Source organism: Flagellimonas marinaquae, assembly GCF_003992675.1.
Classification (GTDB): Bacteria; Bacteroidota; Bacteroidia; order Flavobacteriales; family Flavobacteriaceae; genus Flagellimonas; species Flagellimonas marinaquae.
Window position 1 is genome coordinate 219,670 of the sequence record NZ_RZMZ01000015.1, and the last position, 19,059, is coordinate 238,728.

Below are 19,059 nucleotides of genomic sequence, written 5' to 3' on the forward strand. Positions count from 1 at the left end.
TTCGGGTTATTCAGTTAGGTTTTTTTCTTTGTTTCGAGTTCCGTAGAAGTATAATGAGTGGTTGTTGATCTTTATGTCAAACACCTCTTCGATAGTTTTTTTGATGGATTGGATGCGAGGATCGCAAAATTCAACCACCTCGCCCGTATCTGTAAGGATGACATGATCATGCTGGCGATCAAAATAGGATTTTTCGTATTGCGCCTGATTTTTGCCAAATTGATGTTTGCGAACCAATTTGCTCTCCAATAAAAGTTCGATGGTATTGTAGAGCGTAGCGCGGCTCACACGATAGTTTTTGGTTTTCATCTTGATGTAAAGGGATTCCACATCAAAATGGTCTTCACTATCGTATATTTCCTGTAAAATAGCGTAGCGTTCAGGGGTCTTGCGGTGTCCTTTTTCCTCAAGATAGGACGTGAACACGTTTTTTACAATTTCCTGATTTTTATTGTTTCCCATGGCTTTCTACCTATGCTAAAGCACAAAGGTACAGTTAAAAATTAAATTCTGGTTACTTTATCGATTCCTTCGACCTGCTTTAAATTGTTCATCAATTTTTTAAGGATATTGTTATTTTTCACCACCAAAGTGATTTTTCCTTTAAAAGTGCCGCCGTCCGCGCTAAAGTTAAGGTTCCGCATATTTACGTGCATGTTTTCGGAAATGATTTTGGTGATATCTTTTACCAATCCCATATTGTCGATACCCGTGAGCTTAATATCTACCGAGAACTCTTCTTGCGATGAATCTATCCACTTGGCGCTGATAATACGGTAGGCGTAGTTCGATTGCAGGGAAATGGCATTGGGACAATTCTTTTTATGCACCTTGATACCGTCGGTTACGCTTACAAAACCAAATACATCATCGCCTGGAATAGGATTACAGCATTGGGCCAGTTTATAGTTGAGCCTTTCTTCTTCCTTACCAAAAACGAGCAGGTCATATTTGGTAGTGATTTCGTTCTTGTCCACGTCTTTGGGCACAGGGGTCTTTCGAATCCTGTTTTTAAAGAAATTGATGAACGCATTGTGATAGGAAGAGGCAAAATCCTTCAATTTTTCATTGTCGATGACACCGATACCTACGCGGTAGAACAGGTCCAAACTGGTCTTTAATTTGAAAAAGGTCACCAATTTATTGACCGTGTCCTCGTTCAGGTTGATTTTTTGTGCCTTGAGTTTGCGCCGCAGTATTTCCTTGCCTTCTTCGGCAACCTCTTTTTTCTCCTCGCTCAGCGACGATTTGATCTTGGATCGTGCCCTCGCTGTTTCTGCGTAATCCAACCAACTTTGCGTAGGTTTGGCGCTATCGGAGGTTATGATCTCCACTTGGTCGCCACTTCTAAGTTTTGTTCCCAGTGGCACCAATTTTCCGTTGACTTTGGCTCCTCGCGTTTTCATGCCTATTTCCGTGTGGATATTAAAGGCAAAATCGAGGGCGGTTGCCCCTTTTGGCATGGATTTTAAGTCCCCTTTGGGCGTGAACACGAATATTTCTTTCGCGTACAGGTTCAATTTGAATTCCTCCACAAAATCTACGGCATTGCCATTGGCAGTTTCCAAGGCTTCTTGGAGTTTGTTCAACCATTCCTCAATACCTTGTTCCTTTTGGTTGCCATGCTTGTACTTAAAGTGGGCGGCATAGCCTTTTTCTGCGATTTCGTGCATGCGCTCGCTTCGTATCTGTACCTCTACCCATTTTCCCTTAGGGCCCATTACGGTGATATGGAGCGCTTCATAACCTGTAGATTTGGGCGAAGTGATCCAATCGCGTAAACGAATGGGGTTGGGGGTAAAGTGGTCCGTAACAATGGAGTAAATCTTCCAAGCAAGGAATTTCTCGTTCTTTCGGTCGGATTTATAGATGATTCGGATAGCAAACTTATCGTACACTTCGTCAAAAGTGACGTTTTGGGCCTTCATTTTCCGTCTGATGGAGAAAATGGACTTCATTCGACCCTTAATGTCGTAGTTAAGACCTTCCCGGTCCAAAGAGGTTCGGATCACATTGGAAAAATCCTCGATATAGGCCAAGCTTTCCTCTTCCGTATCCTCTATTTTGGCATAGATATCATGGTAGACTTCTGGCTCCGTATATTTGAGAGAGAGGTCTTCCAGATGGGTTTTGATGTTATACAGGCCGATACGGTGGGCGAGCGGGGCATAAATGTACAGGGTTTCCGAGGCGATTTTTACCTGTTTGTGCTCTGGCATGGAGTCCATGGTGAGCATGTTATGGTAACGGTCGGCTATCTTGATGATGATGACCCGTACATCATCATGAAGGGTGAGCAGCATTTTCCTAAAGTTCTCTGCTTGCTGACTGATGTCCTTATCCTTCTTAAGGTGGGCAATTTTGGTGAGTCCGTCCACTATCCGGGCTACGGTTTCCCCAAACATCCGCTCAATATCGGCCAGGGTGTAGGCGGTGTCCTCCACCACATCGTGCAGTAGGGCAGATGCAATGGAGACCGCATCCAAGCCTATTTCCGAAGCCACGATCTTGGCAACGGCAATGGGATGGAAAATATAGGCTTCGCCAGATTTGCGTCTCTGGTCCTTGTGGGCATCAACGGCCACATCAAATGCAGACCGAATCAACTTCTTGTCCTCATCCGTCAACGTCTGGTAGCTTATGCGAAGCAATTCTTTGTACTGCTTCGCAATCTCCTTGTTCTCTTTTTCAATAGCAGCCTCTGTCATAGTATATTAAATTTACTACAATCTTATTATCTAACCAACAAAATCTATGCCTTAAGGTTTCGGATGCGCTCCACTAAGGGCGGATGGGAGTAATGCACAAAAACATATGCGGGGTGGGGTGTAAGGTTGCTCAAGCTCTTTTTGGACAACTTTTTTAGGGAAGAGACCAGCGGTTGGGAAGCAAAGGTAGTCTTGGCAAAATCATCGGCCTGAAATTCAAATTTTCTCGATACATAGTTCATGAGCAGTCCCGTGAGCTCCGATATGGGACTGTACAACAATGCGAATCCTACTAAAGCTGCATGAAAGCTTGGTGTGGATACCCCTATAGCCAACGAGATTTCGGGATGGTTAATGAACAACGAAAGGATATAAAGGGTTAGGCCGGTTGTCAATAAGGATACTATCAAGTTGACAATGATGTGATTGCGTTTGTAATGTCCGACCTCGTGTGCCAAAACTGCAACGATTTCATCCTCGTTCAGATCTTGGATCAAGGTATCGAACAAGGTGATGCGTTTTTCTTTTCCAAAACCGGAAAAGTAGGCATTCGCTTTGGTGGAACGCTTGGAACCATCGATCACAAAAATATTTTGAAGCTCAAAACCCACTTTTTGGGCGTAATTTTCGATGGAGCTTTTAAGACTTCCGTCCTCCAAGGGCGTTTGCTTGTTAAACAAAGGAACGATCAATCGACTGTAGAATAAGTTGATGAACAAGATGAAAATACCGACGGCAACCCACGCATAGATCCAAAAATAGGGTCCTGTGGATTGATAAAACAACATAAATAATGTCAAAATACCCCCTCCCAAAAGGATAGTGAGTATACCCCCTTTTATCTTGTCAGAGAAAAAGGTGGATGTACTGGTCTTGTTGAATCCATACTGCTCCTCAATCACAAAAGTTCGGTAGTAGGAAAAGGGCAATCCCAAAATAGCACTCCCCAGCATAATGATTCCGAAGAAGATCAATGCCATTGGGATAGGTTCTTCGGTGAAGGAACGTGTAAGTTGGTCTACCAACTCAAAACCGCCAAAAACAAGAAAACATAGGGTAAGGACCAAGGAAAAGCCATCCGAAATCACTCCAAACTTATAATTGGTCCGTTTGTATTGCTGGGATTTTTTATACTCTGCCTCGTCAAAAACATCGGCAAGTTCTGGGGGTACGGTCGATTTGAAACGCTTGGCGTTCAGGTACTCCAAATATTGGTGAGCCAGGTATTGGACCACTAGGATGGCCAGGATGACATAAAAGAGCAAGTTTTTTTCCATAGCTTAAAATCCGCGCTGGCGCTTCGCCTCAAATATAAGTATTGCAGCGGATACCGAAACATTCATGGAGTCTATTTCTCCCTGCATCGGTATAATGATGTTTTGGTCGGAATTTTGAAGCCATTTTTCTGTCAATCCAGTAGCTTCTGTACCCATTACGAGGGCAGAAGCAGCTTTAAAATCACAATCCACATAATTTTTGGAAGCGGTTAAGGCAGCACAGTAAATTTTGATTTGGTTGGTTTGTAAAAATGAAATGATCTCGTCCGTAGTTCCTACGCCAATTTGGTTGGTGAAAAGACAACCCACGCTGGAACGGATAATGTTCGGACTATATAGGTCGGATTTGGGATTTGCAATCAAAACGGCATCAACGGCCGCCGCATCGGCAGTGCGCAACAAGGCACCAATATTGCCAGGCTTTTCAGGAGCTTCGGCAACCAACACCAAAGGTGATGTGTTGGAAAAGGAAATGTGCTCCAACCCATGATTTTTGGATTCCATGATGGCAATAATACCCTCGGTAGTACCACGGTGCGCGATTTTGTCGTAAACGCTTTCGGAAACTTGTACCATTTCAGGATTTGCTCCGGTAGTGAATGCTTCAATGGAAATGGTACCCATAATCTCTGGACAAAAAATAAGGGTTTGCAATCGGTACTTTCCTTTTTGCGCCAATTCAATTTCGCGCTGACCTTCCACAACAAAAAGCCCACTCTTCCTACGTTCGCGGGATTTCTCCTTGAGCAGCAGGATTTTTTTTATCAACGGATTTTGGGCACTACTGATTACTTTGGCTTCCATAGGCTTCGTAAAAATAGCTATTCCTGTAATTAATAAAAGGGGTTTTCGACCAACTGGCTAAATTTAAACCATGAATAAATTGACCTTTCTATTGCTGTTATTGGGTGTCGTTGCCTGTAAACAAAATCCGGAAACCGATAAAAAAGAGGGTTCTGTTCCTCAGGAAAGTGTAAAAGGCGAAACGATTTATCCCGATGCTTTGACCCAAGTTTTTGAGGCCCATGGAGGGTTGGAACAGTGGAAAACGCAGCGCACATTGTCCTTTGTGATTCCCAAACCAAATTTGTCCGAAACCCATACCATTGATCTTTGGTCCAGAAAGGACAGAATCGATACCGAACAATTTTCAATGGGTTTTGATGGGGAACAGGCTTGGTTAATGAACGATAGCGGAAAGTATGAGGGCGATGTAGGCTTTTACCATAATTTGATGTTCTACTTTTATGCCATGCCCTTTGTGTTGGCTGATGATGGAATCGTGTATTCCGCCACGCCCGATTTGGAATACGATGGAAAAAAATACCCAGGGATTCAAATTGCCTACGAGTCTGGGGTAGGGGCTTCGTCCAAAGACGAGTATTTTATCCATTTTGACCCAGAAACCCATCAAATGGCATGGTTGGGATATACGGTGACCTACCGTTCCGGGGAAAGTTCGGATAATGTAAAATGGATTAATTATGCTGATTGGCAAGAAGTTAATGGGCTGATACTTCCAAAAACCATTACATGGCACAAGTATGAAGGAAGAACTATTTTAGACCCGGTTAGCTCTATTACCTTTGATGAGGTTCTAGTCAATGGAAGCCCCAAGCCGGATGGATTTTATGCCAAGCCTGAAACAGGGGAGTATGTAACCATCCAAATGAATTAAAAGGGAACATGAAAAACAAAGGCTATCTAAAAAGTCAGTTTTTGTCAACCTGAACTTGTTTCAGGTTCTCATAATGATTTGCTTATCAGTATGGTGAGATTCTGAAATGAATTCAGAATGACGTGTTTCAATACTTTTCAGACAGCCTCTCTTCTATTTTCGAGACCTATTGGCCTTCTTGTTGTCTTTCATATTTTCCCATATACCGTTTCCAAAGCTCGGTTTGGTGGGTTTCCAACGAAATATCCCTCCCATCTATGTACGCTTTGGAGAGTTTGTTGGTGCGCATATCCAAAGCATCTCCTTCGGAGATGAACAAGGTGGCACTTTTCCCTTCTTCCAAAGTTCCGTACATATCGTCAATACCCAAAATTTTCGCAGTATTGCCCGTAATCAATTGTAAGGCAGTTTCCGTATCCAATCCTTGTGCTACGGTCTGTCCTGCATAAAATGCCATATTTCGGGTCTGGAAATTGGCCATACCCTCGTTCTGAATGGCAACCAATAATCCAGCATCTACCAGAATTTTAGGCAATTTATAGGTCAAATCGTAATCGTCATCATCGAACTCAGGTAGGGAATGGGTCACATTTACCAATACGGGAATGTTGTGTTCCTTTAGGAATCCGACAATTTTATTGGCACGGTATCCTCCCACGATAACGGGATGTTTCACTCCCATGTTTTTCGCAAAGGTAACAGCATCGGTTATTTCCTTTTCGCCATCGGCATGGATGTATAGCCGTTGGGACCCATCAAAAAGTCCTTGCATGGCCGCAAAAGGTAAGTTTTTGTCACCTGCCCCAGTTTTTCCATAAGCGATGGAATTCTGGAAAAACATTTTGATGTCATCCATTTCCTTGGCATACTCTTTATTCGGAATAAATCCTCTTTCCTCACCGGCCCACCAACGACCTCTTCGGAAGAAATTGGGCCAGTTCATGTGGATACCATCATCCGTTTTTAGAGCCGCATCTTCCCAGTTCCAAGCATCGAACTGTACAATGCTGGAGGTTCCCGAAATGGTACCGCCCTGAGGAGTGATTTGTCCAATGAGAACACCATTGGGGCGCATGCTTTCCACTACTTTGGATTCGGCATTGTAGGCGATCAAACTACGAACATGGGGAATCATTTCCCCGATTTCGTCCTGATCGTCACTCGCCCTTACAGCATCTACCTCCACCAATCCCAATGATTTGGATGGTGCGATAAACCCTGGATATACGTGTTTGCCTTGGGCATTGATGGTGGTGCCCTCGGTAGGGGCCATTAAACCTGCACCAATGGCCGTAATTTTTCCATCATTAAAAATGATGGTGCAGTTTTCGATTACCTCTCCATTACCAATGTGAGCTGTGGCCCCTATGATGGCAATTTGCTCGGATTGTGGAGGGGCAGGGGTCTGCTGTGCGTTCAGTGAAACCCCAAAAATTAATGTTATGATTAAAATTATTTTTTTCATGTCTTACTTTTTAAAGGGTGTCACATTCAAATCGTTCTTTCTTGCTCTGAACCGGAGTTCGGGACTCACCTCCCTTTTTGTTCTCGTTCAGCATCATTCCAATCAGTTTGTTGCGCTCTTTTTTAACAGATTCCCTCATCATTTTATCCATTTCCAAATCAAAATAAACCGCTCCTTCCACCAAGGTTTTTTCAGCTTTGGCATAAATGGATAGGGGGTGGTCCGTCCAAAGCACCACATCGGCATCCTTGCCTTCTTCGATGCTACCTACACGGTCATCCAAATGCAACAATTTGGCTGGGTTTAAAGTGACTGTTTTCCAAGCTTCAATCTCTGACATCCCTCCGTATTTAACTGTTTTGGCAGCTTCTTGGTTGAGTCTTCGTGACATCTCGGCGTCATCACTGTTGATGGCCACGGTCACCCCTTGACTTGTCATGATGGCCGCGTTGTATGGAATTGCGTCGTTTACCTCGTATTTATATGCCCACCAGTCGCTAAAGGTTCCCCCTCCAACGCCGTGTTCGGCCATTTTATCCGCTACTTTGTAGCCTTCCAAGATGTGGGTAAAGGTGTTTACACGGAAACCAAACTTTTCCGCCACCTTCATCATCATATTGATTTCGCTTTGTACGTAGGAGTGACAAGAAATGAAACGTTCCCCATTCAAAATTTCCGCTAAGGTTTCCATTTCCTCATCATATCGATACGGTTGTCCACTCTTTTTCAGGTCATCGTATTCTTTGGCGCGTTGGAAATAATCCGTGTAAACTTGCTCCACGCCCATTCTGGTCTGTGGAAAACGGGAGTAACTTCCCCAGTTGGATTGTTTTACGTTTTCGCCCAAGGCAAACTTGATAAACTTGGGTGAGTTTTCAAAAATCAATCCTTCGGCATTTTCGCCCCACTTAAATCGTAAAATGGCTGATTGCCCTCCAATGGGATTAGCGGAACCGTGCAACAATTGGGCTGTGGTTACACCACCAGCCAAGTTGCGATAAATATCCATGTCCTTGGGGTCTACCACATCTTCCATATGCACTTCTGCCGATGAATTTTGACCTCCCTCGTTGATAGAAAGGGCCGCGATATGCGTATGCTCGTCAATAATTCCTGCGGTTAGGTGCTTTCCTGTAGCGTCAACAACAGTGGCGCCACCAGCGCGAAGATCTTTGCCTACTTTGGCAATCTTGCCTTTTTTGATGAGTACATCGGTGTTTTCCAAGATGCTTTCACCTGTCCAAACCGTCGCATTTTTGAAAAGCATGTCCTCTTGCTTAGGCTTGGTCTTGTAGCCATAGCCCACATTAGGATAGGTCAATGCGATAAGCTCTGGCTTTTCAGCCCCTTTTTCGTCCTTGGCCTTCTCCTCAAAAGCAGCAGTTTGGGTCAAGGTTGCCGATGTTTCATCTCCATTGGGGAGCACTACATTTCCTTTGATTGTTTTGGTATTTGGCATTACCTGGGCCACCATTCGGTAAGAGCCCACATAGTCCTCGCTAAAGGAGATGTTCAACCAATCTGCTGAATAATTGATTTTGGAATCTACAGTGGTTTCTCCTTTTTTGATTTCAACCTTTGGCTTACCGGCGTCGCCGGTCAAGGAAACTTTATAGGTGGTACCGTTGACAGCGAGTTCATAATCACCGCGAATGTCGATAACGTCCATGCTCTCTACGATATTTTTTGTGCCCTGCACCCAGTTTTCATAAAGGGTGGTCCCTTTGTCAAAGATGTCGCCTGAAGTAATCAAAAAGTTAGCCTGGCTTCCTGCCTGCAATGAGCCTATTTCGTTGGATTTCCCCAAAATTTGCGCTGGAACCGTAGTCAACGCTTCCAAAGCTTTGGTTTTGGAAAGTCCGTAAGTGATGGTTTTCATGATTTTTTCTTTCAAATCCTTTGGCGATTTAAGACCGTGGAGGGTAATGGAAAATTCCACACCATTGTCTGCCAACACCTTTGGGTTCGATGGTGCCAAATTCCAATGTCTCATATCTTTTAAAGCAATGTATTTTGCTTCGTAAGGATTCGATACATCAAAAGCATCTGGGAAATTGAGTGGCAAGATCAATTTTGCATTGGTTGCTTTAATGTCATCTATGCGCTCATATTCATCGCCCCCGGCCAAAATGGTATACTGAATACCGAAGAGGTCGCCGATTTTATCGGCACGCAACACATTGCCATTGTCGCCAGCGGCATAAATTTGAGTAAGGCCTTGGTTGGCAATCAACGCTTCCAAGGAACGGTCCTTGGTATCTACATTGCCTTTGCTGTACCAATCCATATCGTAATACACCTGGCGCATCAAGGCCATGGCACCCATGAGTGAACTTGGATAGGACTGACGCGATGCCCTACTTTTCTCAAAAGAAAAGTATTGTGCGGACCTATCGGAAAGAATGCGCTGTGCCTCGGATGCTTCGTCGTTCAATGCGACCAATAATCCGGTTCCTCTTGCGATACCATCCTCAATATGGGCATTGATGGCACCAAATCCGGCTTTTCTGAGTTCTTCAGCTGCTTTGGCATCATATGAAAAGCTGTTAATGGCGTCTTTTTCTGGCATAATGTGGTCGTTCCAGTAAAAGCCCTCTCTTGAAGGTTCGTATTGTGCGGACCTGCCGCCTCCCCTTGCTTCTTCGGGAACCTTTACCCCAAAGCCCGAGTAGATGTCGATGAACGATGGGTAAATGGATTTTCCACTTAGGTCCTCTACGACCGCATTCTTGGGAATGGTCACGGATTTTCCAACCTGTACCACTTTCCCATTTTGAATGAGCAAAGTACCCTTTTCAATAACCTGGGTGGGGGTTACATAGATCTTGGCATTGGTGAATGCCGTGTAATTGTTGTTTTTCTTTGCTTTGACACCGTCATTTATCGGAAAGTAATCCTGTGCAAACAAAGAAACACTGCCCATGAAGAAAAGCAGCGCTAAAAGTTTAATTTTCATAAGGTTTGAATTGAATTAGTCGCACTAAATATAACCTAACTTAAAGGACTCTACAAGTTTGAAAGGTGGCCCATCTGCTGTTTTCGGTGGTTAATCATGAGCCCTACGACGCCATTGTAACTTTTGATGCCTTCTTTTTGGTTGTTCACCTTTAAAAATGTGTTGAACACGGATTTAAATAAGGGTTCCATCGGATTCTCATATTTTTTCCAAAAATCACGTAATTCATTAAAATTTTCCTTGACCCCCATGTTTATCGTGGCCACTATCTCATTGTACCGTTCCTCATCTTTGTAAAACAGGTCAGTTAAACAATACCCCAAGGCATGGTTGTAAGCGGAATATTTAAAATATGAATCGTCACTATCCGAAGCTACCAAAAACCCAATAAAATTGGTTGCTCCCTCAGCAGAGTAGCCCACTTGGTGTCCCACTTCGTGACAACTTACTGTGGGCAACCTGAACTTGGGCGTAACTCCGTTCACTTGTGCCTCGTTCGTAAAGGGGTTGAGGTATCCGCCATAGCCCATAAAAGTGAGCGGCACGCTGTAAATGGACGATTTTAGACTGAGATGGTCATATGTAAAATCGGGATATTGCTTTGCAAAGTGACGATAGGCCTCATTGGTTTTGACGAAGATTTCCTTTTTGGTGTAGGGGATGTGCACCGGCGAAATCGTATCTCCAGTAAGCTCCTCTTGGTATTGATTTGTTTGGGCTACAATGAACCGTGTAAAACTTACCAATTCTTCAATGGTGTATTCTCGCTCTATACCCAGTTTCCAGGTAATGGGCTGGCGATGATAGTTCATGCCCCATAGGATGTGAAATGCGAAAAACACAATGGAAAAGACCACCATGATATCCTTAAGCAATAGCAGCGGTTTTTTTATAATGGTTCTCCAGTTTTTATATATAAATCGGATAGCCAAGATGGTCAAAATGGTGTAGATGATATCTCCAAAGGAAAACGGAATCCAACCGAACAAAATCCTCAGGAACCTTGAAATGTAGACGTAAAGACCATTGCTGTAGTAGTCTTCAACAAGCTGTGGATAGCTACCTATCCACTGGACCAATATGACCTGAATGGGGAGGGCAATGGCGATGATGGTCTTAGTTTTTTGTCGCATGGAACAAGAAAGGCAAAAATGTTAGGGTACTAAAAAAGCCGCACGAAAAGTACGGCTTTTTTATATGATGTTTTATCATAGCTATTCTTGAATTCCAACAATTTCCACGTCAAAAACCAAGGTGGAACCTCCTGGAATAGGACCGTAATCGTTATCTCCATATCCCAAATGTGGAGGGATGAACAGACGAACTTTGTCGCCCACTTTCATGGTCAACAATCCTTCTCGGAAACCTGCGGCCAGTTGTGCATCTGGGCTATAGGACATAGGGAAAGGTCGGTAACCGCCTTGATCCCTTCTTCCAGGGTTCAATTGGTTGAATTTTTCCGCTACCTCCTCAATGTTGCTATCGAACAAATCGCCATTGAACAACCAACCTGCGTAGTTCACCATTACCATCTGTCCCACTTTGGGCTCTTCGCCATCGCCTTCCTTCAAACTTAGAATGCGAAGACCACTAGAGGTTTCCTCGGCTTCATTGATTTGTTCGTTGAACTGTGCCACCAAATCCTCCTTCATTTTTTTGAAGGCTTCCTCTTCGGCTTTGGCTTCTTCAAAATAGTCGCTCATGACCTTAACGGCGTCGAACTGTCTTGCCTCTTTGCCATTGCGAACAATTTCCACATGGTTGATCACCACATCGGTGGCAGGCCTGTCGCGTTGTCCAGTTTTTACATTGGCAATGGTATCCACGACATCCATCCCCGCTACAACCTCCCCGAAAACGGTGTGCTTGTCGTCCAACCACGGGGTGGCTTTATGGGTGATAAAGAACTGGCTGCTATTGGTCTTTGGACCTCTGTTGGCCATGGACAGAATTCCTTTTTTGGAGTGACGCAACGAATCATTGAATTCATCCTTAAAGGTGTAGCCAATGTTGCCACTTCCCGATCCGGTTGGGTCACCGCCCTGAATCATAAAATCCTTGATGACACGGTGGAAAACGATGCCGTCATAAAACTTTTTGTCCTTGTACTCTTCGCTTACAAAGGGATTGTTTCCTTCGGCCAAGGATACAAAGTTGGCCACCGTTACCGGAGTCTTTTTGTATTCCAATTGGATGATGATATCCCCTTTGGTGGTCTGGATGTCGGCAAAAATACCGTCGCCCAAATCGGCGTATTTGCTCGATTTGCATCCTATGATCACTAGGAGAAATAGGGGTATGCTGTAAAATAGTTTTTTCATTGCTTATGAATTTAGTTTAAACTGTCGTTATCTATGATTATGGTATGTAACTCTACGGATGATTTTAACGGTGTTTTTGGGCCAATGGCCTTATTATCTCCTTGATACCCAAAGGCAAGGGGAGAGGGGAAGAAAAAAGTCGCTTTTTCATTTATTTTTAAAAGTTTCACCGCATTTTGAAGTCCCGGAAACAATTGCTGCTTGTCGATTACATGGGATTTCGGTCCTATCTCCTCGGCCGTGTAGATGGTATCGTTGCCCAAGGTCATCAAATTGTAGGAAAACAAGATTTGGTCGCCTGTCTTTAATTGATAAGTGGCGGTATCATTTTTGGTTTCATAAAAATACCAAAATCCATTGGGGCTGGACAGGTATTCGTGAACCGTATCGTTTTCCATGATTTCACGGATGGCCTTTTCTTCTTCGGCCAATAATTTTTTGGTGCGTTCTATGGACTCCTTATAAAAACTGCCCGATTTGACTTCTACGGGTTTTCGGGGTTCCGGGCCTCCACAGCCTACGAAAAAAGCCATCAAAAGTAAAACGATAGAATATTTCATGGATTCAATTTGCTTTTATAGGATTTCAAAATTTCATTGAAACGGGCTATGGTCTCTTCCATGCCCGATTCACTTCGACCCCCAGCTGCATTGTTGTGTCCACCTCCGTTAAAGTGCTCTCGGGCAAATTCATTCACGGAAAAATCACCAACAGATCGCAACGAAATCTTGATAATGCCTTCTTCACGGTTTTCAATAAAAATCAGCGCGAAAATAATGCCTTCCAAAGTTAGACCATAATTTACGAACCCTTCGGTATCTCCTTTTTTAAAGTCGTATTGATCTAGCTCATCCTGTGTCAGGGTGATGTAGGCCGTCCTGTATTCAGGCAAAATGACCATGTTGCTCAGTGCAACGCCCAACAAGTGCAAACGGGACGGGGAATTGGTATCGAAAACCTCCTGGTGAATTTCCATATTGTCCGCTCCCTTGTCAATCAGTTCCGCTACAACGCGGTGCGTTTTGCTGGAGGTGGAGCGGTATTTAAAGGAACCGGTATCCGTCATGATTCCGGTATATAGATTGGTGGCGATATCCGCATCTATCTGGTCCGTTTCCCCCAAAAAAGCGATGAAGTTGTACACCATCTCGCAGGTAGAGCTCATGGTTACATCGGAATAGGTCACCTTCGCATAATCACTGGGTTGCTGGTGATGGTCAATCATAATAAAATCGGCCTTGGCCTCTTGGAGTATGCTCTCCATTTGCCCTACGCGCGACAAATCGTTAAAATCCAACGTGAAAATTACGGTCGCCGAATCAATAATTTCCTTGGCTTTTGAATTTTCCCTTTCAAAATTGATAACACTATCGTTACCGGGCATCCATTTCAAGAATTTTGGATAATCATTGGGTGCTACAACATGTACCGTGTGCCCCTTTTTGGTCAAAAATCCATAAAGTGCCAAACAGGAACCCATGGCATCCCCATCAGGGTTTCTGTGGGGTATGATGGCAATCTTTTGGGGTTGGGAAAGAATGGACTTTACTGTAGTGATATCCGCTGAATTCATGCGGCCAAATATACAATAATATAATATAGAGGTAACTTGGTTTATGTGTATTTTTGACTCACTAAATAGTCATCATGAAGCAATATTACATCTTTCTGGCAGCGGCACTTATACTATCAGCCTGCAAACAAAAAACCGAGAAAAAGGAGGAGGTCCAAGAGACGCCGACCCCCGATTTTGTGGTGGCCTTTGGCTCTTGCAACATGTCGCAGGAACCCAATCTTTTCTGGGACGATATTTTGGCACAGCAGCCCGATGTTTGGATTTGGGGCGGGGATATCGTTTACGCGGATACTGACGACGTGGAACGGTTGAAAGCCATTTATGCCATGCAGGATACGGTTTCTGGCTATGCCGCACTGAAAAAGGAAGTGCCGATTATTGGAACTTGGGACGATCACGATTTTGGTGTGAACGATGGAGGCGCCGATTTTACCATTAAGGCTGAAAGTCAGCAAATGTTTTTAGATTTTATGGACGTACCTGCCGATAGTGAGCGGAGAAATCAAGAGGGTGTTTATGCTTCCCATGAGTATGAGGTACCTGCTGGAAAAGTAAAAATCATTGTGCTGGACACTCGATATTTTAGAAGTGAACTCATCAAAAATGAAGATAACAAAAGGCGTTACCAACCCACTATGGACTCTACGGCCACCATTTTGGGGGCAACACAATGGCAATGGTTGGAAAATGAGCTCAACCAGTCCGATGCCGATTTCAATTTAATTATGTCCAGCATTCAGGTACTGTCTGGAGAGCACGGTTTTGAGACCTGGGGTAATTTTCCTTTAGAAGTGAAAAAACTGGAAAATGTAATCGTTCAATCTGGGGCGAAGGGTGTGGTGCTCTTATCCGGTGACCGACATATTTCGGAGTTCTCCAAGACCGATATCGATGGCCTTTCGTATCCGTTGGTCGATTTTACCAGCAGCGGACTTACGCATTCCTATTCCAGCTTTAGTGGAGAGCCCAACCAACATCGGGTGGGCGAGGTAGTATCCGATAAAAGTTATGGTATCATTAACCTCTATATCAAAGGTAAAGAAGCGGAATTTAAGATGATGGGAGATAATGGAGAGGTGCTGCAAGAGTTAAAACAAGGCTATTGAGCCTTGCACCTTGGTCGAAAAAGCGTAAGTTTGCGCAAAATTTAAAAAATGACTGGAAATAGAACATTTACCATGATTAAGCCTGATGCCGTTGAAAACGGGTACATCGGTGCGATTTTGGATAAAATTACGGCTGCTGGATTTAAAATTGTGGCCATGAAGTACACACAGTTGAGCAAAAGGGATGCCGAAATATTCTATGCCATCCACAAAGAGCGTCCGTTTTTTGGCGAATTGGTGGATTTTATGACAAGAGGTCCCATTGTGGCGGCCATCTTGGAAAAAGATAATGCCGTGGATGATTTCCGTGCCTTGATCGGGGCTACGAACCCAGCTGAGGCTGCCGAGGGGACCATTAGAAAATTGTACGCAGCCAGCATTGGCGAAAACGCGGTACATGGTTCTGATAGCGACGAAAATGCGGCTATCGAGGGAGCTTTCCACTTTTCAGGAAGGGAAATCTACTAATCGGCCTACAACATACTTTTTATGGGAAGCCACCTATTTGGGTGGCTTTTTTTATGCTGTACTTGTTGGGGAATCTCCCTCATCGTATTTGAATGAACCGTCATTCCTAACTTCTTTCGGAACCCTATAAGGGTGAGACTCGGAAACCAGTCATTTTAGTTAGGCAGGCAAGTTCAGCATGTCATCGAGTTACCGCAACACCAATTTTTTGACCAATTCCTTGCCCAACTCCTCATTGATCATTTTAATGATTTTGGTTTTGCCCAAACTCAGTTCCTCACGCAGTACCGAGGAAGACAAGGACACATACAAAGTTTCGTTCCTCAGTTCCATACTGGTAGTGTAGTTGTTCACCCCATTTCCCATAAGGTTTGCCCAAGCATCCCGGGCATTTACCCTGTCCATGCCCTTTTGCAACTTGTTTTCCTGTATAAACTCACTCAAAGCTTCGCTCAATGGTATATGTGAACTGTGTCTTTTGGCCATTATTGCGGGATTTTTAGGGGTTCAAAGCGTTTGTATTTGTAGGTCACCCCTTCGTCATTGACTACAGCGAAGGAAAGGGAGTCCAACTCCACCAATTTTTCTTCCCACTCGCTCAATGGTGTCTTATAACGTAACAGGACGCTTCCATTGGTGGTGGCGGTGGACAAGGTTTCTACATCTTTTGATGTGTCATAAGTGCCATCAAATTGGGGCTTCAGCTTTTTCCGGAATCCTTTTCCATTCTCAAGGTGGATAAAATCAATGGTGGAATTGATGCCATATTCCTTGGTGGTGCCATTGGGAAATTCCACTTCCGTGATTTCCCAATAACCATTTAAATAGTGGACATCTTCTAGGTTCACGGACGAATCTCCGCAAGCCAAAAACATCAAAAAAACCAAAATGGAAAGAAATCTTTGCATCATGTTACAAGGTAAAAATTTTATAACTCTGGTGAATGTTCTTGACGACATTTTCGGTGCGGTCGGCGTGGGTGTCACTGATAAAGATTTGACCGAAATTTTCATCCTTGACCAAACCAACAATATGGGATACCCTGTTTTCGTCCAGTTTATCAAAAATATCATCCAACAAGAGAATGGGGGTAGTGTCTGCCAATTGCTTGATGAAATGGAATTGAGCCAATTTCAAGGCAATCAAAAAGGATTTTTGCTGACCTTGACTACCGAATTTTTTAATGGGATGACCTGCAATGGTAAAGTTTAGGTCATCTTTATGCACACCTACCGAAGTATATTGGAGAGCGCGATCCTTCTCAATATTTTTTTCCAGAAGGTGCAAAAGCGAGTCATCACTCAACTGGCTATCATAGGTGAGGTCGATTTGTTCGTCTTTTTCCGAAATATTATGGTACTGCTCCTTGAAAATAGGTAGGAAAGCCTCGATAAATTCCACTCTTTTTTGATGGATGGCCGTTCCCAAGGTATGCATCTGCTCATTGTAAATGCTCAAGGTGTCTTTGTCAAATGTCCGGTTGGCGGCAAAATACTTTAGCAAGGAATTCCGCTGCGAAACTACCTTGTTGTATTTGATGAGGTTTTGCAGATACACCTTATCGGACTGCGAAATGACTCCATCCATAAACTTTCTCCGGGTTTCGCTGCCCTCCAAAATCAAGTCGCGGTCCGAAGGGGAAATGATGACCAACGGCAAAAAGCCGATGTGTTCCGAAAACTTTTCATACGGTTTCCCATTGCGCTTGATCACTTTTTTTGTGCCTTTTTTAAAGGAGCACAGTATCTTTTCAGTCCGCCCTTGTTTCTCAAACTCACCTTCGACTACAAAGAAATCGGTGTCGTGTTTTATATTTTGTGTGGATACCGGGTTAAAGTAGCTTTTGCCAAAGCACAAATGGTAAATGGAGTCCAAAACATTGGTCTTGCCCACCCCGTTATCGCCTACCAAACAGTTGATCACAGGGTCGAATTCCAAGGTCTTGGAATCGAAATTCTTGTAATTGACTAAGGATAAATGTCTTAAAAACATAAAAATCGTGAGAAACAATTTGGAATTAAAAAGGTAGCCCTCCAAAACGGGAATCCAAAAATAACGAATAAATTAGCTTTTGGTTTTGGATAAAAACTTTATTTTTGCGCGACCAATTAAATGACGGATGGCAACATACAAGAAGAGAGGCTTTAAGCCAAAAAACAAGGAAGAAGAAGCTCAGTTAGAGGAACACGATAGCACTACGGCCGAAGTATTCAATACTTTGGACGAAAGTGCCTCCAAGACCGAAGAGTGGGTTCAGAAGAACCAAAACTATATTTTGGGGGTTATCGGAGTGGTAGCTCTTGGTGTTTTGGCCTATTTAGGGTACCATCAATTTATCCAAAACCCGAAAGAGGCTTCCGCTGCAAACGAGCTTTTTTATCCACAACAATATTTTGATCAGGCCTTGGCCAGCGAAACCGAGAGGGATTCATTGTTCACCTTGGCTTTGAACGGTGCCCAAGGAAAATATGGTTTCTTGGACATTATCGAGGAATATAGCGGTACAAAAGCAGCCAATTTGGCCAAGTACTCTGCAGGGATGACCTATTTGAACCTAAAGCAATATGATCTTGCCATTGAGCACTTGGAAAGTTTCTCATCCGACGACGATATTATGGGAGCCATGGCCAAAGGAGGCATTGGTGATGCTTTTTCCCAATTGAACCAGCCCGAAGATGCCTTGGATTACTACGAGAAGGCAATTGCACATAGCGACAACGAATTTACTGCGCCAAGATTCTTGTACAAGGCAGGAGTAGTTGCCTTGGATTTGAACGAAAAAGCAAAGGCATTGGAATTCTTTGAACGAATCAAGGAAGAATATCCAGATTCACAGGAAGCCAATGGTGTTGACGCCCTGATTGGATTGGCGCAAAACTAAAAGATGGCCACAGAGAATAAAAACTTATCCGTTTACGATAAAAGCAAAATCCCAAACGCGAAGGACCTTCGGTTTGGGATTGTTGTTTCTGAGTGGAACGATGAAATCACAGAGGCTCTGGCCCAAGGAGCCAAAGAGGCACTTTTGGACTGTGGGGCACTGCCTGAAAATATTCTGCGATGGAATGTACCCGGTAGTTTTGAACTGACATTTGGGTGCAAGAAAATGATTCAAACGGAAAAGCTGGATGCTGTTGTTGCCATTGGCAGTGTAATCCGTGGGGAAACCAGTCACTTTGATTTTGTTTGCAGTGCCACTGCACAAGGCATTAAGGACTTGAACGTGGCCTATGATGTTCCCGTAATTTTCTGTGTGTTGACAGACGACAACATTGAGCAGTCAAGAGCGAGAAGTGGCGGTAAACACGGGAACAAGGGTACAGAAGCTGCTATTGCCGCTATTCAAATGGCGGTTTTGGGTAAGTAATCCTTTAGGTTCAAGGAAAAAACTAAAGCTCGAAAAATAAAATAGTCCAATGATTTCAACTGCCCAGGAGTAAGAGCTAGTTTGTATAGTATCTGTTCTTGCCTCTTGTTTCTTGAACTTGCACTTGAACTTTTCCC

General features: G+C 43.7%; 18 protein-coding genes. 5 read left to right on the plus strand and 13 right to left on the minus strand.

The genetic code is table 11. The features are described 5' to 3' along the window. Positions 1 to 6 precede the first annotated feature (6 nt). From EO130_RS10375 to EO130_RS10390, 4 genes are read right to left on the minus strand one after another with little or no spacing between them, the layout of a single operon-like run. Entirely contained in the window at positions 7 to 462 is a 456-nt protein-coding gene (locus EO130_RS10375; RefSeq protein ID WP_127141443.1) for a Fur family transcriptional regulator, read from the minus strand. A gap of 41 nt (positions 463 to 503) precedes the next feature. After that, positions 504 to 2,708, minus strand: coding sequence for a RelA/SpoT family protein (locus tag EO130_RS10380; RefSeq protein WP_127141444.1), 2,205 nt, complete (start codon positions 2,706 to 2,708; stop codon positions 504 to 506). A gap of 44 nt (positions 2,709 to 2,752) precedes the next feature. Then, positions 2,753 to 3,985 (minus strand): M48 family metallopeptidase, encoded by a 1,233-nt coding sequence (locus EO130_RS10385; RefSeq protein ID WP_127141445.1) that lies wholly within the window; start codon positions 3,983 to 3,985, stop codon positions 2,753 to 2,755. Positions 3,986 to 3,988: 3 nt separating this feature from the next. Next, positions 3,989 to 4,789, minus strand: coding sequence for a TrmH family RNA methyltransferase (locus EO130_RS10390; RefSeq protein ID WP_127141446.1), 801 nt, complete (start codon positions 4,787 to 4,789; stop codon positions 3,989 to 3,991). Positions 4,790 to 4,859: 70 nt separating this feature from the next. Here EO130_RS10390 and EO130_RS10395 point away from each other — a divergent pair, with 70 nt between their 5' ends. Next, the gene (locus EO130_RS10395; RefSeq protein WP_127141447.1) at positions 4,860 to 5,663 is read left to right on the plus strand and encodes a DUF6503 family protein; all 804 of its coding nucleotides are present in this window, start codon (positions 4,860 to 4,862) and stop codon (positions 5,661 to 5,663) included. Between the two features lie 166 nt (positions 5,664 to 5,829). Here the strand turns inward: EO130_RS10395 and EO130_RS10400 are convergent, their stop codons facing one another. The 6 genes from EO130_RS10400 to EO130_RS10425 form a co-directional block, all read right to left on the minus strand. Next, complete coding sequence (locus EO130_RS10400; RefSeq protein WP_127141448.1) at positions 5,830 to 7,128, minus strand: amidohydrolase family protein; 1,299 nt, start codon at positions 7,126 to 7,128, stop codon at positions 5,830 to 5,832. A gap of 10 nt (positions 7,129 to 7,138) precedes the next feature. Continuing rightward, positions 7,139 to 10,084 carry an amidohydrolase family protein gene (locus tag EO130_RS10405; RefSeq protein ID WP_127141449.1) on the minus strand — a complete coding sequence of 982 codons (2,946 nt, stop codon included), beginning with the start codon at positions 10,082 to 10,084 and terminating at the stop codon, positions 7,139 to 7,141. 50 nt (positions 10,085 to 10,134) lie between these two features. Next, complete coding sequence (locus EO130_RS10410) at positions 10,135 to 11,217, minus strand: DUF3810 domain-containing protein (RefSeq protein ID WP_127141450.1); 1,083 nt, start codon at positions 11,215 to 11,217, stop codon at positions 10,135 to 10,137. An 81-nt stretch (positions 11,218 to 11,298) separates the two neighbouring features. Then, a complete protein-coding gene (locus EO130_RS10415) occupies positions 11,299 to 12,405 on the minus strand; it encodes a peptidylprolyl isomerase (RefSeq protein WP_127141451.1) in 1,107 nt (368 codons plus the stop codon). 11 nt (positions 12,406 to 12,416) lie between these two features. Continuing rightward, positions 12,417 to 12,965, minus strand: coding sequence for a gliding motility-associated peptidyl-prolyl isomerase GldI (gene gldI, locus EO130_RS10420; RefSeq protein ID WP_127141452.1), 549 nt, complete (start codon positions 12,963 to 12,965; stop codon positions 12,417 to 12,419). Next, complete coding sequence (locus EO130_RS10425) at positions 12,962 to 13,978, minus strand: DHH family phosphoesterase (protein WP_127141453.1); 1,017 nt, start codon at positions 13,976 to 13,978, stop codon at positions 12,962 to 12,964. Before EO130_RS10425 ends, gldI begins: the two co-directional genes overlap by 4 nt. A 74-nt stretch (positions 13,979 to 14,052) precedes the next feature. Here EO130_RS10425 and EO130_RS10430 point away from each other — a divergent pair, with 74 nt between their 5' ends. Continuing rightward, the gene (locus EO130_RS10430; RefSeq protein WP_127141454.1) at positions 14,053 to 15,087 is read left to right on the plus strand and encodes an alkaline phosphatase D family protein; all 1,035 of its coding nucleotides are present in this window, start codon (positions 14,053 to 14,055) and stop codon (positions 15,085 to 15,087) included. Between the two features lie 48 nt (positions 15,088 to 15,135). Continuing rightward, the gene (locus EO130_RS10435; protein WP_127141455.1) at positions 15,136 to 15,555 is read left to right on the plus strand and encodes a nucleoside-diphosphate kinase; all 420 of its coding nucleotides are present in this window, start codon (positions 15,136 to 15,138) and stop codon (positions 15,553 to 15,555) included. A 189-nt stretch (positions 15,556 to 15,744) separates the two neighbouring features. Here EO130_RS10435 and EO130_RS10440 read toward each other — a convergent pair whose 3' ends face one another. From EO130_RS10440 to recF, 3 genes are read right to left on the minus strand one after another with little or no spacing between them, the layout of a single operon-like run. After that, positions 15,745 to 16,041, minus strand: coding sequence for a DciA family protein (locus EO130_RS10440; protein ID WP_127141456.1), 297 nt, complete (start codon positions 16,039 to 16,041; stop codon positions 15,745 to 15,747). After that, positions 16,041 to 16,466, minus strand: coding sequence for a hypothetical protein (locus tag EO130_RS10445; protein WP_241244339.1), 426 nt, complete (start codon positions 16,464 to 16,466; stop codon positions 16,041 to 16,043). The genes EO130_RS10440 and EO130_RS10445 overlap by 1 nt, the downstream gene beginning before the upstream one ends. 1 nt (position 16,467) lies before the next feature. Beyond that, positions 16,468 to 17,547, minus strand: coding sequence for a DNA replication/repair protein RecF (gene recF / locus EO130_RS10450; protein WP_127141457.1), 1,080 nt, complete (start codon positions 17,545 to 17,547; stop codon positions 16,468 to 16,470). 127 nt (positions 17,548 to 17,674) lie between these two features. Between recF and EO130_RS10455 the strand changes: the two genes are divergently transcribed. After that, positions 17,675 to 18,436 (plus strand): tetratricopeptide repeat protein, encoded by a 762-nt coding sequence (locus EO130_RS10455; protein WP_127141458.1) that lies wholly within the window; start codon positions 17,675 to 17,677, stop codon positions 18,434 to 18,436. A 3-nt stretch (positions 18,437 to 18,439) separates the two neighbouring features. After that, the gene (ribH, locus tag EO130_RS10460; RefSeq protein WP_127141459.1) at positions 18,440 to 18,922 is read left to right on the plus strand and encodes a 6,7-dimethyl-8-ribityllumazine synthase; all 483 of its coding nucleotides are present in this window, start codon (positions 18,440 to 18,442) and stop codon (positions 18,920 to 18,922) included. The last annotated feature ends 137 nt before the right edge of the window (positions 18,923 to 19,059 follow it).

Excerpts from the sequence above, each read along its gene's own strand:
- EO130_RS10405 (WP_127141449.1), bottom strand. The coding sequence starts at position 10,084 with ATGAAAATTAAACTTTTAGCGCTGCTTTTCTTCATGGGCAGTGTTTCT.
- EO130_RS10425 (WP_127141453.1), bottom strand. The coding sequence starts at position 13,978 with ATGAATTCAGCGGATATCACTACAGTAAAGTCCATTCTTTCCCAACCC.
- EO130_RS10395 (WP_127141447.1), top strand. The coding sequence starts at position 4,860 with ATGAATAAATTGACCTTTCTATTGCTGTTATTGGGTGTCGTTGCCTGT.
- EO130_RS10400 (WP_127141448.1), bottom strand. The coding sequence starts at position 7,128 with ATGAAAAAAATAATTTTAATCATAACATTAATTTTTGGGGTTTCACTG.
- EO130_RS10455 (WP_127141458.1), top strand. The coding sequence starts at position 17,675 with ATGGCAACATACAAGAAGAGAGGCTTTAAGCCAAAAAACAAGGAAGAA.
- EO130_RS10440 (WP_127141456.1), bottom strand. The coding sequence starts at position 16,041 with ATGGCCAAAAGACACAGTTCACATATACCATTGAGCGAAGCTTTGAGT.
- EO130_RS10415 (WP_127141451.1), bottom strand. The coding sequence starts at position 12,405 with ATGAAAAAACTATTTTACAGCATACCCCTATTTCTCCTAGTGATCATA.
- EO130_RS10385 (WP_127141445.1), bottom strand. The coding sequence starts at position 3,985 with ATGGAAAAAAACTTGCTCTTTTATGTCATCCTGGCCATCCTAGTGGTC.
- ribH (WP_127141459.1), top strand. The coding sequence starts at position 18,440 with ATGGCCACAGAGAATAAAAACTTATCCGTTTACGATAAAAGCAAAATC.
- recF (WP_127141457.1), bottom strand. The coding sequence starts at position 17,547 with ATGTTTTTAAGACATTTATCCTTAGTCAATTACAAGAATTTCGATTCC.
- gldI (WP_127141452.1), bottom strand. The coding sequence starts at position 12,965 with ATGAAATATTCTATCGTTTTACTTTTGATGGCTTTTTTCGTAGGCTGT.
- EO130_RS10410 (WP_127141450.1), bottom strand. The coding sequence starts at position 11,217 with ATGCGACAAAAAACTAAGACCATCATCGCCATTGCCCTCCCCATTCAG.
- EO130_RS10445 (WP_241244339.1), bottom strand. The coding sequence starts at position 16,466 with ATGATGCAAAGATTTCTTTCCATTTTGGTTTTTTTGATGTTTTTGGCT.
- EO130_RS10435 (WP_127141455.1), top strand. The coding sequence starts at position 15,136 with ATGACTGGAAATAGAACATTTACCATGATTAAGCCTGATGCCGTTGAA.
- EO130_RS10430 (WP_127141454.1), top strand. The coding sequence starts at position 14,053 with ATGAAGCAATATTACATCTTTCTGGCAGCGGCACTTATACTATCAGCC.
- EO130_RS10390 (WP_127141446.1), bottom strand. The coding sequence starts at position 4,789 with ATGGAAGCCAAAGTAATCAGTAGTGCCCAAAATCCGTTGATAAAAAAA.
- EO130_RS10375 (WP_127141443.1), bottom strand. The coding sequence starts at position 462 with ATGGGAAACAATAAAAATCAGGAAATTGTAAAAAACGTGTTCACGTCC.
- EO130_RS10380 (WP_127141444.1), bottom strand. The coding sequence starts at position 2,708 with ATGACAGAGGCTGCTATTGAAAAAGAGAACAAGGAGATTGCGAAGCAG.